At 68.4% G+C, this 16,061-nt stretch carries 15 protein-coding genes; 6 read left to right on the forward strand and 9 right to left on the reverse strand.

The window, feature by feature from the left end; genetic code table 11:
• Positions 1–8 precede the first annotated feature (8 nt).
• Positions 9–212, forward strand: a complete 204-nt coding sequence (locus ACFJGU_RS03640) for a hypothetical protein (protein ID WP_382307728.1) — start codon at positions 9–11, stop codon at positions 210–212.
• Here ACFJGU_RS03640 and ACFJGU_RS03645 read toward each other — a convergent pair.
• From ACFJGU_RS03645 to ACFJGU_RS03660, 4 genes are all read right to left on the reverse strand, one after another.
• Positions 198–1,064: a TetR/AcrR family transcriptional regulator gene (locus ACFJGU_RS03645; protein ID WP_382307730.1), complete on the reverse strand. Its 867-nt coding sequence runs from the start codon at positions 1,062–1,064 to the stop codon at positions 198–200. The two genes, ACFJGU_RS03640 and ACFJGU_RS03645, sit on opposite strands and share 15 nt — an antisense overlap.
• 617 nt (positions 1,065–1,681) lie before the next feature.
• The gene (locus tag ACFJGU_RS03650) at positions 1,682–2,869 is read right to left on the reverse strand and encodes a hypothetical protein (RefSeq protein ID WP_382307732.1); all 1,188 of its coding nucleotides are present in this window, start codon (positions 2,867–2,869) and stop codon (positions 1,682–1,684) included.
• Complete coding sequence (locus ACFJGU_RS03655) at positions 2,866–4,068, reverse strand: sensor histidine kinase (protein WP_382307734.1); 1,203 nt, start codon at positions 4,066–4,068, stop codon at positions 2,866–2,868. Before ACFJGU_RS03655 ends, ACFJGU_RS03650 begins: the two co-directional genes overlap by 4 nt.
• 57 nt (positions 4,069–4,125) lie before the next feature.
• Positions 4,126–4,797 carry a response regulator transcription factor gene (locus ACFJGU_RS03660; protein WP_382307736.1) on the reverse strand — a complete coding sequence of 224 codons (672 nt, stop codon included), beginning with the start codon at positions 4,795–4,797 and terminating at the stop codon, positions 4,126–4,128.
• An 81-nt stretch (positions 4,798–4,878) separates the two neighbouring features.
• Between ACFJGU_RS03660 and ACFJGU_RS03665 the strand changes: the two genes are divergently transcribed.
• Entirely contained in the window at positions 4,879–6,513 is a 1,635-nt protein-coding gene (locus ACFJGU_RS03665; RefSeq protein ID WP_382307738.1) for a sensor histidine kinase, read from the forward strand.
• Positions 6,514–6,557: 44 nt separating this feature from the next.
• A complete protein-coding gene (locus ACFJGU_RS03670) occupies positions 6,558–7,727 on the forward strand; it encodes a GGDEF domain-containing protein (RefSeq protein WP_382307740.1) in 1,170 nt (389 codons plus the stop codon).
• Here ACFJGU_RS03670 and ACFJGU_RS03675 read toward each other — a convergent pair.
• A complete protein-coding gene (locus ACFJGU_RS03675) occupies positions 7,724–8,368 on the reverse strand; it encodes a hypothetical protein (protein ID WP_382307742.1) in 645 nt (214 codons plus the stop codon). The two genes, ACFJGU_RS03670 and ACFJGU_RS03675, sit on opposite strands and share 4 nt — an antisense overlap.
• 104 nt (positions 8,369–8,472) lie before the next feature.
• On the opposite strand from ACFJGU_RS03675, the gene ACFJGU_RS03680 reads away from it, so the two are divergent.
• Together ACFJGU_RS03680 and ACFJGU_RS03685 are read left to right on the forward strand one after the other, a co-directional pair.
• Positions 8,473–9,921 (forward strand): glycosyltransferase, encoded by a 1,449-nt coding sequence (locus tag ACFJGU_RS03680; RefSeq protein ID WP_382307744.1) that lies wholly within the window; start codon positions 8,473–8,475, stop codon positions 9,919–9,921.
• Between the two features lie 26 nt (positions 9,922–9,947).
• Positions 9,948–10,298: a hypothetical protein gene (locus ACFJGU_RS03685; RefSeq protein WP_382307746.1), complete on the forward strand. Its 351-nt coding sequence runs from the start codon at positions 9,948–9,950 to the stop codon at positions 10,296–10,298.
• A gap of 11 nt (positions 10,299–10,309) precedes the next feature.
• Here ACFJGU_RS03685 and ACFJGU_RS03690 read toward each other — a convergent pair whose 3' ends face one another.
• Entirely contained in the window at positions 10,310–11,221 is a 912-nt protein-coding gene (locus ACFJGU_RS03690) for a response regulator transcription factor (RefSeq protein WP_382307748.1), read from the reverse strand.
• A 32-nt stretch (positions 11,222–11,253) separates the two neighbouring features.
• Between ACFJGU_RS03690 and ACFJGU_RS03695 the strand changes: the two genes are divergently transcribed.
• Positions 11,254–11,655 carry a hypothetical protein gene (locus ACFJGU_RS03695; protein ID WP_382307750.1) on the forward strand — a complete coding sequence of 134 codons (402 nt, stop codon included), beginning with the start codon at positions 11,254–11,256 and terminating at the stop codon, positions 11,653–11,655.
• Positions 11,656–11,672: 17 nt separating this feature from the next.
• Here the strand turns inward: ACFJGU_RS03695 and ACFJGU_RS03700 are convergent, their stop codons facing one another.
• From ACFJGU_RS03700 to ACFJGU_RS03710, 3 genes are read right to left on the reverse strand one after another with little or no spacing between them, the layout of a single operon-like run.
• Positions 11,673–12,662: a glycoside hydrolase family 6 protein gene (locus ACFJGU_RS03700; protein ID WP_382307752.1), complete on the reverse strand. Its 990-nt coding sequence runs from the start codon at positions 12,660–12,662 to the stop codon at positions 11,673–11,675.
• A gap of 52 nt (positions 12,663–12,714) precedes the next feature.
• Positions 12,715–15,183: a putative bifunctional diguanylate cyclase/phosphodiesterase gene (locus tag ACFJGU_RS03705; protein WP_382307754.1), complete on the reverse strand. Its 2,469-nt coding sequence runs from the start codon at positions 15,181–15,183 to the stop codon at positions 12,715–12,717.
• Positions 15,184–15,238: 55 nt separating this feature from the next.
• Positions 15,239–15,949, reverse strand: a complete 711-nt coding sequence (locus ACFJGU_RS03710; RefSeq protein WP_382307756.1) for an SGNH/GDSL hydrolase family protein — start codon at positions 15,947–15,949, stop codon at positions 15,239–15,241.
• Positions 15,950–16,061 lie beyond the last annotated feature (112 nt).

Raw genomic sequence — 16,061 nt, forward strand, 5'->3', positions numbered from 1 at the left:
ATCTGGGTATGGGGAATCTGCACTATGAGGGCGCCGATCGCGCCATCATCCATTCGGGAGACATCAAGCAGCCGGTGGCCCGCCTCTACCTGCTGAAAGACGGGTGGCACGCCAAGCTCGCCACCGTGCACACCAAACAGGCCTGGTCGGGGCCCTACGACAGCCCGGAGGCCGCGGTCGCCGTCTTGCTCGGCAGCTCAGTCGTCGACTGAGGCCTCGGCCGCCGCTTCGCGCGCCGCCTTCATCCGGCGCAGCATCTCGACGTTCGCTTCGGCGTCGAAATCGGGATCCTGCTCGAGGAACCGCTCCAGGATGGCCACCAGCGCGATCGCCGGGAGAGCCCATTCCGGGTCGTCGGAACTGATCGTCGCGGGCCCGCGGTAGCTCGCATCCACGACTCCCGGGTTGCCGAGATGACGCAGTCCCAGCCCCTCGACCACGGCGGAGATGACGACGGCGTAAGGCCGGTAGTCGCCATTCCATTCGGCGCGGATGCGGTAGCCGAGGATGGTGGAGAACCATTTGTGGAACTCGGCCATCCGCTCGATGAACGCGTCGCTGCCCGCGCGCAACGCCCGCTCGATCTCCTCCCGCGCCGACGACTCGAGGTGGCTGAGGAGAGTCGCGGAGAGCCCGACGTACGACTGCCACGGCACCGAAGCGATGACGGCCCGGTAGTTGTGCTCGAGCGCGACTCGGATGACCTCGTACATCACCCGGCGCCGATCGTCCTCTTGGGTGAGCAGCTCGAGGTTGTCGAACAGGATGCGCTCGCTGATCTCGAGCGTCTCGTCGTCGGCCAGCTTGTTCGAGGTCTCGGCGGCGATCTCGATCAGGAGGTCGGAGACGAACGCTTCCTTCGAATCCCAGAGCCGGTAGGTCGAACTCCGGGGCACCCCGGCCTCACGGATCAGGTCGTCCATCACCAGGTGCTCGAAACCGATGGTGAGGCCGATGCCCTCCACCCGCTCGAGCGCGGCATCCAGCACCCGGCGACGCACTTCCGCGGCACGGATGCGTGACCGCCGCCGGTGGGACTCGTGAGGGTTGGGTGAATCGACCACCGGCACCACCCCCCACATCACTCGTGTGACACGACGCCCTTCCGGGTCGATGAAGACGCATCGTTAGCACAAGAGTAATGAATTCCAGCCCGAACTCCGGACAAGACGAGCACAACTCACCCCGCACTCCACCCGAGCGACGCCCCGGACTCCACGACCGCATCGCGGACGGCGCGGCCTCAACGGACCCGAACGCCGCTTCGACGCGTGTCCGTCAGATGCGGACGACCGCTGGAGCCCGGGGCGCCGGTACTGGCACGGCGACCCTGCGGGAGGATGTCTCCCCTCGCAGGGTCGCCGGCGTGAGCTCGGCAGCGGCGCGGATCGTCGCAGGGTGGGGTGAACCGGCGACATCCGGCACCGCTGCCGAGGAATCAGGGAGAGCCGAGCCCCCGCGCGAGACGGCGTGAGCCGCAGTTGCGCTGCCCGCGTTAACAACGACGGCACGCACCATGTCGGTGACGGTGTCTCGCAGGATCATCGGGATCTCCCTCGTGACCATCGAGGCGACAACCTCGACGTGTCATGAAGCTAGCAGCGCCGAGCGGCCCCGAACGGGGGGCCGGGCAACTATGCGCGAACGATGCGGATAGCCGCAGAACCGCATCGGGAGGGAATCAGGCGAGCCGGTCGATGTCGAACTGCACCAGCAGGGTGTCGTCGGTCACCTGCTCGCCGGCCCTCCGGAACATCAGCCGCGCCATCCGGATGAAGGGCAGCACGTCGGCCCGCAACGCCCGCACGTCGTCGGCCCGGCAACGCACCACGCCGAAGCGGTCGTCCTCGCCCTCGCCCTCGATGAGCTCGAGGGTGACTCCCTGCGGCGAGGTGTGCTCGGAGTTGCCCAGGGCGATCAACAGGGCCCGGAGCGTCGCCCGGTCGTCTTCGTGCAGGCGAGGCGACAGCCCGGCCTCGTCAATGAGGGCGGAGACGTGGTCGCCGAGCGAATCGGCGCGTCGGGCCTCCGCGATGGCACCCTGCAGGGTCTGCGCGAGCACGCCCGCGCGCACCCGGTCGTCGACGGTCAGGGCCCCGGACTGGCGGATGCGCGCCAGGAACGGGACGATCTCCTCCCGGAGCGACCCGATCGATCCCACCACGTCGTCGTCGACGAAGGAGCGGCGCAGTTCGTCGAACTGCCGCTCGCGGTTCTCCGCCTGATCGAGCCTCTCGGCGTAGATCCCGAGCAGGAGGCGGCGGGCGTACCCCACGGAGCCGAGGCCGAACGCCAGCGAGGGAGCGACTGCCACCAGCACGATGACACCGAGCGGGATGCTCGGGCTGAAACTCGTGAACCAGTGCAACCCCGCGAGCAGCACGGCGAGCGCGGCGGAGATGGCGGTATAGGTGCCGAGCTCGGCCGAGGTGCGGAAGGGGGCGGCGGCCATCAGCACCAATCCGATGGTCACGAGACCCCAGTCGTCGCGCACCAGCACATTGGTGCCGAGGCAGCTGAGCGAGTTCAGCGCCGTGGCGATCGCGACGAGGGCATAGGAGACGGCGAAGCGGTCGTTCGAGACCCCGAGGTCGAAGCGGAACGCACTGCGGATGAACCAGCCGAAGCCCGCGGCGAGCAGCACCAGCGCCAGCACGGCCAGAGGCCACGACGAGATCTGGTCGGCCGTCACCAGGGTGAGAACGATGGCGCAGACCAGTGCCACCGCGGCCACCACCACGAGGAAGCCGCGCGCGCTGATCGCGGCGAGCGGGTCGAGCTCGAGCGCGGTGAGGCCACGGGGTGGCCGCAGCACCTGGCGCGAGGCATGCGGAGCGGGCGTGCCCCGCAGGGCCGTTCCCCGGATCACGAGGGCCCACCCGGCACGGTCATGAACACCGCGGTGCCCGCGCCCGGCCGCGACCAGATCTGCACCGAGCCCCCGATGTCCGCGATCGCGTCGACGACGCCCAGCCGCAAGCCGATCTTGTCCTCCGCGGTCTCGTTCACCTCGAAGCCGACACCGGAGTCGGACACCATCACGCTCAGCTCCGGCGGACTCGACATCACCGAGATCTCCGCCTCGCGCACACCCGAGTGCGCCAGCACGTTGTCGAGGCACTCGGCGATCGCCCGCTCGAGATTGCGCGTGACGGCGAAGCTCAGCGCGTTGATCGCGGGAACGTCGCCACCGACCCGGACGCGCAGCCCCTTCTGCTCGGCATCGCGCACCAGACCCACCAGGGCGGGCACGGTGACCAGGGCGCGCGTGGCCGATCCGTTCACGCTGGGGGCGTCGAGGATCAGCCGGACGTCGGCGAGGTTCGCGAGATCGCGGTCGATGGCCTGCGCGTGAGCGGGATCGAGCGGGCCGGGATCGGCCGCCGCGAGCGAGCGGAGGTCGCTCAGCACGGTGTCGTGCAGCCAGCTGGAGGCGCGGGTCGAGAAGCGTTCGAGCGCGACATCCCGCTCCTCGGCGAGCGCGGCGCCCGACATCACCGCCGTACCGCGCGCGGCATCCTTCCGGCCCAGCCAGAGCGCCGTGACGAAGAGGCCGAGCGCGAGGTAGGACGCCACGACCGGGACGTCGACGGCGAGCGGCATCCCCTGCTGCCAGGCCGCGAGCTGCACGAATCCGGGGCCCGCGACGAAGGCCAGCGTGCCGAGTCCGAGCGCCTTGCCGAGCGAGCGCGCCGAGATGCCGACCACCAGCACGGCGAATTCCGGCATCGACAGCAGCACGTAGTCGCTCGAGGGCGTGTCGCCGGGCACCTGCACCGAGACTCCCGTCGCGATCAGCGCGAAGACATAGAGCCCCTCGCAGGCGAGGAGGGTGAGGACGACCGCCACGGAGAAGCGGTGCGCGTGCAGCGCCCCCACCACGCCGAGGCCCGTGATCACGAGCGCTGCGAGGCCCACCACGATCTCGATGTGCCCGGTGACGGGGATGAACAGGGCCGCCACACCGAACGTGGCGGCGAGGAACACACCGGCGAGCCAGCTGCCGGCGCGGGCCAGCGCGCGACTGGTCGCGACCCCGTCGACATCAGCCGCAATCTGAAGTGTCACCCACGCCCCTTGCGCCCGGAACGCGGATGGGCCGCGGCCACCGGGCCTCCTGCGATTTTACGACAGGTAACCGTCTTCGGCGGCCCGCAACATGAGGTCCTGCTTCTTGTCGGCCACCCGCCCCTCGATGACGTACTGCGCCCGGATGCGCTCCAGCGCGTTCTTCACCGCCTGGATGTTCGTGCCGAGGATCATCGCGACCTCGACGGGGCTGTGGCCCGAGGCGTAGAGCCGCAGCGTCTCCTCTTCCTCCTCGGTGAAACGGATGCTCGCCGACGCGCCGTGCACGATCGGCCGGGGCGCGTCGTCCCACGCCTGGCCGGAGCGCGACGGCACCACGCCGAGCACGGACCGTGCCGTCTGCACCAGGTCGCCGGCCGGACGGGACTTCGACACGAACGCGGCAGCACCCGCCGCGAGCACCCGCTCGACGGTGTCGGGGGAATCCAGGGCGCTCATCACCAGCACGGCGGCACCGACCGAGCGGCAGATCCGGATGCGCGCCTCGACCGAGATCGGCTCTTTGAGCTGCAGGTCCATGATGACCAGATCGGGTGGAAAGGCCGGATGCCGCGCCATCTCGACCCAGCTCGCCGAGCGGATCACGACGTCGAGGTCGTGCGCGTGGGCCCCGATCCAGTTCGACAATCCGTCGAGGATCATCTCGTGGTCGTCGACGATCCCGACCGTGTACGGTCGACCGCCCCGCGCGTTCGCGATCAGATCCACTACGACACCCCTCTTGGATGATATCCGCCGCTCGGATGACCAGTCCAATCGCGGGCAACGGTTGGGCTGTAACCTCGATCCATGAGTCCGGGGAGCGCCTTCGCAGAAGCAGACCGCCGCTCCCGAGTCGACCGTGCCGTCTTCCAGTCGCAACTCCTGCTCGCGGCCGCCCTTCTGCTCCTGGTCTGCGCCGCCTACATCTTCCAGCCCGACTCGGTGCTCGACTTCCGGTTCTTCGGCGGCGTCGCCGTGGTCTTCCTGCTCACCGGTGCCGCCGCGATCGTGCCGTGGTCGAGTTTTCCGCGCCACTGGATCGCGCTGCTGCCGATCATCGACATCTTCGCCATCGTCTCCGTGCGGCAGGGCAACTCGGTGCTCGGCGCCGGCCTGCTGCTCGTGTTCCCGGTGATCTGGCTCGCCAGCTACTTCGGGCTCGCGGGTGCCCTCGTCAGCGTCGTCACCTCGTCGGTGCTGCTCTGGCTGAGTGCGCTGCTCAGCGGCGATCCGCTCACGCTCAACAGCATTCCGGGCCTCTTGGTGCTGCCCGTCACCCTCACCTTCATCGCCACCACGACGCTCACCACCTCGAGCAGAACTGCGGCCCAACGCGGACTGCTGCGGCAGCAGGCCGACCTGCTCGAGGTCGCACTGCGGCGCGCCCGCCGCCAGGAGCAGACGCTCGACGAGGTGCTGAACGCCGTGACCTTCGGCGTGGTCGCGTTCGGCAAAGACGGCGTGGAATCGATCGTGAACCGGGCGCACCGCAACTTCCAGGCGCAGTTCGGCACGCCGGAGTCAAGCGTCGAGGCGTCGGTGCTCTACAAGCCGGACCGCACCACCCCCTACCTCCCCGAAGAGCGCCCGTTCCGGAGGGCCACTCAGGGCGAGCGATTCGACGACCTCGTGGTCTGGCTCGGCGAGCCGGGCGAGCACCGCCTCGCCCTCTCGGTGAGCTCTCGACCGCTCACCGCGCCCGACGGCGGGCTCGACGGCGGGGTCATGGTGTCCCGTGACGTCACGGCGGAGATCAACGCGATCCGAGCCCGCGACGACCTCGTGGCATCCGTCTCGCACGAATTGCGCACGCCGCTCACCTCCATCCTCGGCTATCTGGAGCTGGCCCTCGACGACGAGGGGCTGGATGCCTCCACCCGCTCGATGCTCGAGGTGGCCTCCTCGAACGCCGACCGCCTGCTCGCCCTCGTCGCCGACCTGCTCACCGCCGCGAGCGAGAAGGACCAGCAGATCGTGATGTCGTTCAGCCAGTGCGACCTGGCGGAGATCGCGGCGCAATCGATCGAGGCGCAGCGGCTGGCCGCCTCGGAGCGTGGCATCTCGATCGAGAACGCGATCATCGAGCCGGTGCTGCTCGAGGCCGACGGATTCCGCCTGCGCCAGGTGATCGACAACCTCATCTCCAACGCCATCAAGTACAACACCGAGAACGGGAAGGTGTCGGTCAGCGCCCGGGTGTTCGAGGGCCACGTCGAACTGGTGGTGAGCGACACCGGCATCGGCCTCAGCGAACTCGAACAGACCAAGCTGTTCGAGCGCTACTTCCGGGCCGAAGGGGTGCGCCAGTCGACCGTCCACGGCTCCGGCCTCGGTCTCACCATCAGCCGCGACATCGTTCGGCGCCACGGCGGAGACCTGGTGGTGTCGAGTGCGCTCGGTGTCGGCACGACCTTCACGGCGTCGATCCCCCGCGCGCGCTAAACTCCGATTCACAGAACGTTTCGATCGAGGGGGGGTCTCGGCGCATGGTACTCGACCAGGCCACTCTGCTCGTCGTCAGCGGACTGATCGTCATCCTCTGCGGGATCTCGTTCATCGTGAACACCGCGATGCGCCGCAACGACGCATCCGGCCGGCTGTGGAGCATCTCCTACATCGCGGGCATGCTGACGGCCCTGTCGTTCCTGGTGTGGGCCGTCTCCCCCTATCTCTGGTGGGTGCTCGCCATCGGCAACACCGCCTACATCATCTCGATCGGGGCCATCTGGTCGGGCTCGCGCGTGTTCAACGGGCGCAGCTCCTACATCTGGGTCGTGCTCGCAGGCGGAGGGGTCGTCGCACTGCTGACCGCCCTCCAAGGGCCCTCCGGTGGAATCTGGACCGGGTCGACGGGGCTCTTCATCGGTATCGCCGTGTTCGCCGGGCTCGGCGGCGCCGAGACGATGCGCTCCCGGATGCGGCGCAACCTCAACGCCCGCATCATCAGCTACTGCCTGTGGATCGTGTGCGCCTACTACGTGCTGCGCAGCTCCATCTTCGTGACCCTGGGCCCGGAGAGCCAGGTCTTCACCACCTACTTCGGGTCGCAGATCACCACGGTCATCACCATCGTGCTGGTGCTGCTCGGCACCATCTCGATGTCGATCCTGCAGGCCGAGCGCTCCGGCGCTCGTGCGCTCGGCGACGTGACCGTGGGCGTGCATTCGGTGGTGGGAGTGCTCTCGGCCGCGTCGTTCATGCAGCAGTGGGCCGACTGGGTCGAGCGAGCGTCGTTCAACGGAGACCGACTCGCGATGATCGCGATGGACGTCGACAACCTCCCGCAGATGAACACGGCGTTCGGCCGCGCGTTCGGCGACACCGCCATCCGCTCGGTCGCGCAGATCGTGCGGCACTACTCGCCCACGACGTCTCTCCTCGGGCACACCGGCGCCGGGCGCTTCGTGATCGTGGTGGTGACCGCCAACGCGAACGAGGCCGAGCGCCTCGCCATCCGGCTGCAGACCGCCCTGGTCGACGAGCCGATCGACCCGCAGCAGTCGCTCCGGGCCACGGCCAGCTTCGGCGTGGTCGACACCGACGCCTTCGGCTACAGCCTGCCGGCCCTCCGCCGCGCGCTCGACGACGCCACCCTCACGGCCCGCGACGAGGGCGGCAACCGCATCGTCGTCGGACGCACCCTCCCCGCCGTCTAGGGCTGGGCGATCGCGATCGTGAGCTGGTCGGTGGCGGTCTGCTTCGCGTAGTCGGTGGAGTCGGGTGCCGACTGGAGCAGGATCTCGTAGGTGAACGAGAGGGTCATCGAGGTGGCCGCCGGGTCGAGGGCCGGCAGCACGAACGTCTGGCTGTAGCTGTACGGGTCTTTCACGAGATATCCCGGAGCCACGGAGGCCTGATCCGTCAGCGGCGCCGGAGCCGGCAGCGACCCCGTCGGCCCGCCCACCGCCGGGGTCACGGAGACGCGGGAGAGGTAGATCTTCTGGCCCTGGTCGGTGCCGAGCTTGCCCGTCATCGAGAAGCTCAGCGGCTTGTTCGCCTCGGCGGTCCACTGGTCCATGCTCAGCGTGGAGTAGTAGGTGACCGTGAGGGAGATGTCGCCGGCCTTCAGCTCGTGCTGGGTCGATCCGGTGGCCAGCTCGTTCACGATCGGGGTGATGGTGGCCGTGGGAGTGGGGGTCGACGACTTCTTCGGTGTGGCCGAGGCCGTGTTGAAGCCCGGCTGGTCCCAGGGGGCGGTTCCGCAGCCGCTGAGCCCCGCGACGAGAGCCGCCGTCAGCACCGTCGCCGCCGCGAGAACCCCTGTTCTCCGGCCTGGAACCCCGTGTCTACGCGCCATCGGTTCACCCCTCTTGTCGCCTTGAGCCAATCTTAAGGTGATCCTGACCGGACGCTGTCCGATTGGAGCCGGGAACGCTTGGGGTCGTCTTCCAGACTGGGGACATGGCAGAGATCACGAACCCGTACGTCACGGACCGCACCGACTTCGGCGCCGGCCAGGACGACCTCGCGAACGACTTCATCGAGTCGGTCGAGTCGCTCCCCACGTACCGCCCCACGATCGGGTGCATCATCCCCGCGTACAACGAGGCCGAGTCGATCGGCGCCGTTCTCGAGTCGCTCCTGAGCCAGACCCGCCTCCCCGACGTCATCCACGTCGTCGTCAACAACACCACTGACGACACCGTGAAGATCGCCGCGCAGTACGCCGGACCTCACCTCAAGGAGATCGACGGCATCGAGCAGTTCACCGAGGTCTACGTCCACGACATCGGCAAGAACAAGGACAAGAAGGTCGGCGCCCTCAACTACGGCTTCCAGCTCGTCGAGGGCTGCGACTTCCTGCTCGGAGTCGACGGCGACACCACGGCGGCACCGGATGCGGTCGAGCGGCTCGCCGAGGAGATCACCTCCGACAGCCGCATCGGTGGCATCTCGGCGATCTTCTCGATCGACGACCAGCCCATCAAGGGGTTCGTCGCCAAGTTCCTCATCACCGGCCAGCGTTTCCAGTTCGCCGCGTTCAACATGCAGAACATGCTGAAGGGCCGCAACATGGCGGTGCTCGGCGGCCAGTTCTCGATCTTCAGCACCAAGGCCCTGCGCCAGATCATGGTCGAGAACCACCAGGACACCCCCTGGGTGAAGGACTCCGAGGTCGAGGACTCCCTGCTCTCGCTCCAGATCAAGAGCGCCGGCTACCTCACCAAGATCTCGGCCCAGGCTCGAGCGGATGTCGGTGGCATGACCACCCTGCGCGGCCTCGACGCCCAGCAGGTGAAGTGGAACTTCGGCGCCATCGAACTCATGTGGCCCGGTCAGCGTGGCGACACCAAGGGCCAGCCGTTCCACCCGAACCTCCGCCTGCGCTGGCTCGAGAACCTCTCGATGCTCACGAACCTCGTGACCCGAGTGCTGTTCTTCATCCTGCTCTTCGCCTCGCTCTCGATCAGCGCCTTCGTCTTCTCCCCCATCTGGCTCGTCCCGCCGGTGGTCGCGATCCTCCTCAACCTGCGCACCGCGCTGTCGATGCAGAACCGCAACGGCCGTGACCTGTTCTTCGCCCTGTTCCTCTTCCCGGCCGAGATCTATATGTGGGTGCGGCTCGGTCACTTCCTTCGGGCCTGGACCAAGTTCCTCAGCCGCAAGCAGACCGACAACTGGGCCGCCCAGGCCAAGGCCGAGCGCGGTCGCGGCAACGGCTACCTGGTGCCCCTGGTCATCCTCGTCCTCGTCGTCGCCGTGATGGTGCTGGTCTGGTTCCAGCTCGACCCGTTCATGCAGTCGACGATCCTCTGGATCGGCTGGCCGGTGCTCGGCATCATCACCATCATCCAGACGCTCAGCATGGTGGCGAAGGTCCTCCGCCGCTACCGGGGGTACAAGGTTTGACCCCATACCGATACGTCGAACAGGACGTGACGCTCGCTCTCCTGGGTTCCATCGGAGACGAGAACAGTGGCCGGTTCGTGCTCGACTTCATCAACCTCTGGGAGACCCGATCCCAGAGGTTGATGAACGCGCTCAGCAGCCACGACTTCGAGGAAGCCGACGTCGTGCTGCTGAGCATCCGGAGCAGCAGCACCATGCTCGGCGCGTGGCCCCTCGAGGCCATCGCCGGCATGGTGCATGCTGCCGTGAAGAACGCCGATCTGCCGGGAAGCCTGAGTCACCTGCCGCGATTGCGCGAAGTGGGCGCCGTCACCTGCACCGAGCTCAGCGTTCTGCTGGAGTCCCGCCGTTCAGCCCCGGCCGCCCGGGTGAGCTGAGCGGGATGCCGTCAATCGTCTTCGGAGGCCGCCAAGCGGTAGCCGACACCGCGCACCGTCTCGATCCAGCGCGGAGTGGTGATGCTGTCGGCGAGCTTGCGCCGCAGGTTCGCCATGTGCACCTCGATGGCGCGTTTGTCGGCCTCGCTCACGAAGTGGGCGGTGACGTAGCTCTCACCGCGCAGCAGAAGCGCCAGATCGGCCTTGCTGCGCACGCGACGCTTCGACTCCATGAGGGCATTGAGCAGGTCGAACTCGCTCCGCGTGAGCTCGATGGGGCCGCCGTCCTTCTTCTCGACGAGGCGCATCTCGGAGTTCACGCAGAGCCCATTGTGCTCGAGCCAGCCCTCCTCGGGGTCGAAGCTCTTCGGGGCGGCGGGCTCCGCGGGGGCCGCAGGCGCGGCGGCCGGAACGGCGGTGGGAGTCTCGGGAGCCGCTGCCGCGTACACCGGAGCGGGCGCCACGGGCTGGATCGCCGTGGCGACGGGCGGAGCAGCGGGGGCCACCGGAGCGACCGGGCCCGATCCGTCACTCGCGAGAACCTGACGGGGCCGTCGCATCATCGCCTCGATACGGGCACGCAGTTCCCGCGGGCGGAAGGGCTTGGTGAGGTAGTCGTCGGCACCGGCCTCGAGGCCCTGCAGCGTGTCGATCTCCTCGTCGCGCGCCGTGAGCATGACGAGGTAGGTGTTGCTGAACGCGCGGATGCGCTTGGCCGCCTCGAAACCGTCGATGCCGGGCATGCTGACGTCCAGCGTCGTGACGGTGGGGTCGTAGGCGCGCACCGCTTGCACCCCGTCGAGTCCGTTGCCGGTCGCCACCACTTCGAAGCCTGCCTGAGTGAGCACCGTCTCGAGCAGGTGGCGGATGTCGGCATCATCCTCGATGATCACCGCGACGCGTCTTTCCGCATGAGTGTCCATTGTCATGATCGTACCAACGGATGGGGATCCAATTGAGTGTTTCAGCGCAGGAAGGAGCCCGGGTCGCGATCGTCAGCAAAGACGCCCTGTTCACCGGTGGACTCCGCCATTGGCTCGGGTCGAACGATCCGCAGCTCGCCGTGGTGCTCTCCGCCACCAGCTGGGGCGACCTGCTGCACGACCCCGGATTCCCCACCGACCTGGTGATCCTGGATGCCGCGTCGAGCAAGCGCAACTCGGTCGAGTCGCGCGTGCGCACCCTGCGGGCGACCGGGACCGCCGTGCTCGTGATGACGGCCACGGGCACCGGAGACGACCCGCAGCGGGCCGTCTCGGCGGGCGCGTTCTGCGTGCTCGACAAGAACGTTCCGCTCGGACTGATCGACGAGATGGCGCGAGGGGCCGTCGGCCTGCCGATCGTTCACGACCGCTGACAGACGCCGTCGCTGACTCACCAGCCGGCGTCGGCCGCCAGTTCGAGGGCTCCCGCGTTCCACCACTCGCCCGCGGCCGGACCGCCGTTGCAGGTGCCGTCGCTCTCGCCGGGCGGCTTCACCCAGAGGTTGGCGTCTTGCGCACTGCCCGACGGGCTGGCCGCGGGCTCCGCGCCGAGCGCCCGGCCGGGAGGGTTGCACCACTGCCCGTCGGAGCCGTTGCCGTTGCGTGAGGTGTCGATCACGTAGTGGGCGCCGCCGGTCTGTGCGGAGATCTGCTCGGCGTAGGCCTGCTCGAGGTCGGTGGCGTTGTAGTTCGAGACGTTGGTGGCGAAGCCGCGAGCCCGCTCGACCCCGGCGCGGTTCAGCAGGTCGGCCATCTCGGCAGCCGGCCCCCAGTTGGAGTGCCCGGCATCGATGTAGACGACGAGACCGGCGCCCGCGAGACTGTCGACGGCGCTGCCGATCTCGCCCAGCCGCTCGTCGACGTTTCCGCACTCGTCGGCCAGGGCCAGCGCATCCGGTTCGAGGATGATCACGGCCGGGCCGCCGGAGAGCGCGTCGGCGATCTCCTGCACCCACACCGGGTACTGCTCGGCCGACAGGCCGCCGCCGGAGAAGTTGCCGCAGTCGCGGTTCGGCACGCCGTAGACCGTGAAGACGGGGGTCTGGCCGAGCTTCTTCGCCGCTGCCGCCAGTCCTGAGACGTAGCCGCCGACCTCACCCACGGGGTGCTTCTCCGGAGTCAGCCAGATCGCGGTCGGCACCTGGGCGATGCGCCCGAAGGTGGCCGCATCCGCGTCGTCGCCGGATTCGGCCGCGGCATCCGCCGCCGTCTGGGCCTTCGAACCCGGGTCGACGTAGAAGGAGGTTCCGGCGAAGGGGTTGTCGGCCGCGACGCCCCCTTGGGCGAAGATGCTTCCGACCCCCACGACCATGGTCGCGAGAACCCCGGCGATCGCCACGATCGCCACCCCCAGGCCGACGCGCGGCAGAACGTTGCTCAAGAAGGTCCCTCCCCCGGTCGGACTGCTCCCACTCTAACCTGCGGCGGGAGCGTCAGGCCGTGGTCGGAGCGCTCTCGACGCGGAGGCCCGATCCGGCGACCGGGGTGGCCCGGTTGACCGTGCCGGCGGCCCCGTAAGCCTTCAGCCGCGACATCGTCTGCGCGAAGGGCACGGGCCGGCCGTAGAAGAAGCCCTGCGCGTGACGCACGCCGATGCCGACCAGGACGTCGACGGCATCCTGGGTCTCGATGCCCTCGACCACCGTGGAGTAGTCGAACGCGTCGCCGAAGCCCTGCAGCGCGCGCACCACCTCGCGCTGGCGGGTGTCGTCGAGGTTGTCGACGAGGGAACGGTCGATCTTCAGGATGTCCATCGGGATGCGCACCAGGGCACCCACACTGGAGGCCTCCGACCCGTAGTCGTCGAGTGCGATGAGCATTCCGAGCTGCCGGAAGTGCTCGGCCTGGGCGCGGAGGTCGTCGTCGATGTCCTTCGTCGAGCGCTCGTTGAGTTCGAGGCAGAGCGAGACATCCGGATACCGCGGCACGATGTCTTTGAGGAAGGCGCCGACGTGCTCGTCGCGGATCTGCTCGACCTCGAGGTTGATGGTCATCACCGAGATGCCCGGCACGATCTTGCGGAACTCCCGCGCCGCCTTGAGCGACGCCTCGATGACCTGTTTCGTGAGCAGGTCCATCCGGCCGAGGCCCTTCGCCTTCTCGATCAGCGAGGAGGTCGAGATGCGGCCGAGCTCCGGATGCGTGTAGCGCACGAGCGACTCGAAGGCCCAGATCTTGTCTTCGAGGGTGTTCACGATGGGCTGGTAGACGACATTGAGGATGCCGTCGTCGATCGCCTTCGCCACGATCTCGTTGATGCGGCTCGACCGGTGCGGCGAGATGCCGATGCTCGATTCGAACGACGGACCGCCCTGCCGGCGCGACTTCTTGATGGCGAGCATCGAGTGGTCGGCATCGACCACGATCGACTGCGGATCGGTCTCCTGGTGCCCCGAGTAGGCGAGGCCGACGCTCACCAACGGGCGGTATTCGCGGCCGCCGAGCATCGCGGGGGCGCCGATGTTGGCGACGATGTGGTCGGCCACCGCCTTCGACTCGGCGAGCGACTGGAGCTTCGTGAGCACCACCACGAACTCGTCGCCTCCCACCCGCGCCACGAAGTCGTGAGGGCGCACGCTGGCGCGCAGGCGCGTCGCCACCGTGGAGAGCACCTCGTCGCCGACGTGGTGCCCTTCCGTGTCGTTCAGCCGCTTGAACTGGTCGAGGTCGATGAAGAGCACGGCGATGCCCGAGGCATAACTACGGTCTTCATTGAGCCGCGCCAGGGAACGCCGGAAGGCGTTGTAGTTGGGCAGTCCGGTGAGCGAGTCACGGTCGACACGGTCGAGCAGGGTGTCGTAGGCTCCCCGCACCCGAGCGGTCTCGGAGGCGATGTGGCCGATCGCGTCCAGCGCCAACTCGTCGTCGGGCGTGAACGGCGCACCACCGTTCTTGCGGCTGGCCACCAGATATTCGGTCAGCTCGACCGCGTCCTCCTGGTGCTCCTCCGACACCTCGGCGCCCGGCGCCATCGACTCCGGGGTGAGCTGCGGGTCGGTCGCGTTGATCGAGGAGAAGCGCGCGCCGATCTCGTTGCGGCCGGGCGGCGTGCGGCGCACGTCGAACTCGGCGGCGTCGATCGCCCGGCGGGCGAACTCGACCATCGTCTCCTTGGGCTCCTGCTGCACGTCCCAGGGCAGGGCTCGCGCGGCATCCACCACCCCGCTCAGGCGCCGCTCGCTGTCCCGGGTCTGCCGGCGCTTCGCCGCCCCGTAGAAGAACAGGGCGACCACGAGCAAGGGGATGGTGTCGCGCGCGAGGCGCAACTCCTCCTCCGGACCGTCGACCACTTGGAGCAGGCCCGTCGATGCGACGTAGACGGCGATCGCCACGACGGAGCACATGGCGAACACGCCGAGGAGGCGCCACGGACTGAGCGCCGAGATGCCGAAAGTGTGCTCGATGCTCCAGCGGCCGCGTTCGCGGAGGAACTCCAGTGCGAGCACGATCAGCATGTAGACCAGCACGCTCAGCACGAGGGCGATCGGACCCCACCAGCCCAGACCGATCAACCAGCGGGACAGGGCCACGAAGCCGATACCGGCGATGGCGGCCACCCCGGTCCACTGCGCCGACGTCCAGAAGGACCGCGTGGTGATGACCTTGGAGACGAAGTAGGCCATCACCCAGAGGCCGATCTCGAGCGCGGGATTCGGGCCCGTGGTGCCGACGACGAGCAGCGCGCCCGCGACGCCGAAGGGCGGCAGGCCGGTGACCCGTCCGATGGGCATCTGGTAGACCGCGGTGACGCCGACGCTGATGAGGAACACGACGCAGGTGATCCAGCTCGCGGGCGGGGCGGAGAGCCCGGAGATCACACCGGTCGCTGCGGTGGCCACGGCGACCACGACGAGCAGGTAGGAGACCACCGCGGAGGCCTTTCGCTGCTCGGGCTCGGACATGCCGAGAGTTTATCCGCTGATCGGCCCTCGCGGGCTCTCCCGCCTCGCTTCTCGGTCACAGACCGATGGTGGCGAGGGAGGCATCCATGCGGCGGGCCATCTCGGCGTAGCCGTCGTCGTTCGGGTGCAACCCGTCGGCGGCCATCCACTCGGGATGTCCCTCGATCCAGTGCGAGGCGCCCGGTAGGTAGTCGGCTCCGATGGCTGCGGCGTTCGCTTTCACGCGATCGATGATCCACGACACCGAGTCAGGCCGGTCGTCGGTGTACCAGAAGGGCTCGACCACGATGATGCGAGCCGCGGGCAGCTCGTCGTGGAGCGTTTCGAAGTCGGTGCGGATGGCGTGCTCGATCGCCTCCGAGCGCTCCGGCATCGAGAAGTTGTCGTTGAGGCCCATCGTCACGAACACGAGGTCGGGCTGTTCCGCCACGATCCGGGGGATCTCGTCGCTGTCGAGGTAGTCGGGTGGCGTGCTCGCGCGGTTGTTCACGAAGCCGAGGCCGTTGACGCTGGGATTGAACTCGGTCCAGCCGCGTTCGGCGCAGATCACGGTCGACCAGCGCTTCGAGGGGTCGGAGGCGCCGGTGCCGAGCGTGTACGAGTCGCCGTAGAACGCGGCGAGGGGCGCGGTGCGGGGTGCAGGAGGCGACGGCGCGGTCGACGATCCGGTCGCCGCGGCGGAGAGACCCATCATCGTGGCGACCAGCGCGACGAAGCCCAGCGCTGCCGCTCCGGCGGCCGCCGCGTGGCGCGTTCGGGTTCGCATGCCGGGTATTCGGCGTGCATCCGGCTTCCGGATTGCCATCCGCCGTCAGAAACCGCAAACGAGACGGCAACCGACCCCGTATGCGGAGCGGTTGCCGTCTCGTTTGCGGTTT

This window comes from Herbiconiux sp. UC225_62, assembly GCF_042694625.1.
In the GTDB taxonomy this organism is placed as follows: domain Bacteria; phylum Actinomycetota; class Actinomycetes; order Actinomycetales; family Microbacteriaceae; genus Herbiconiux.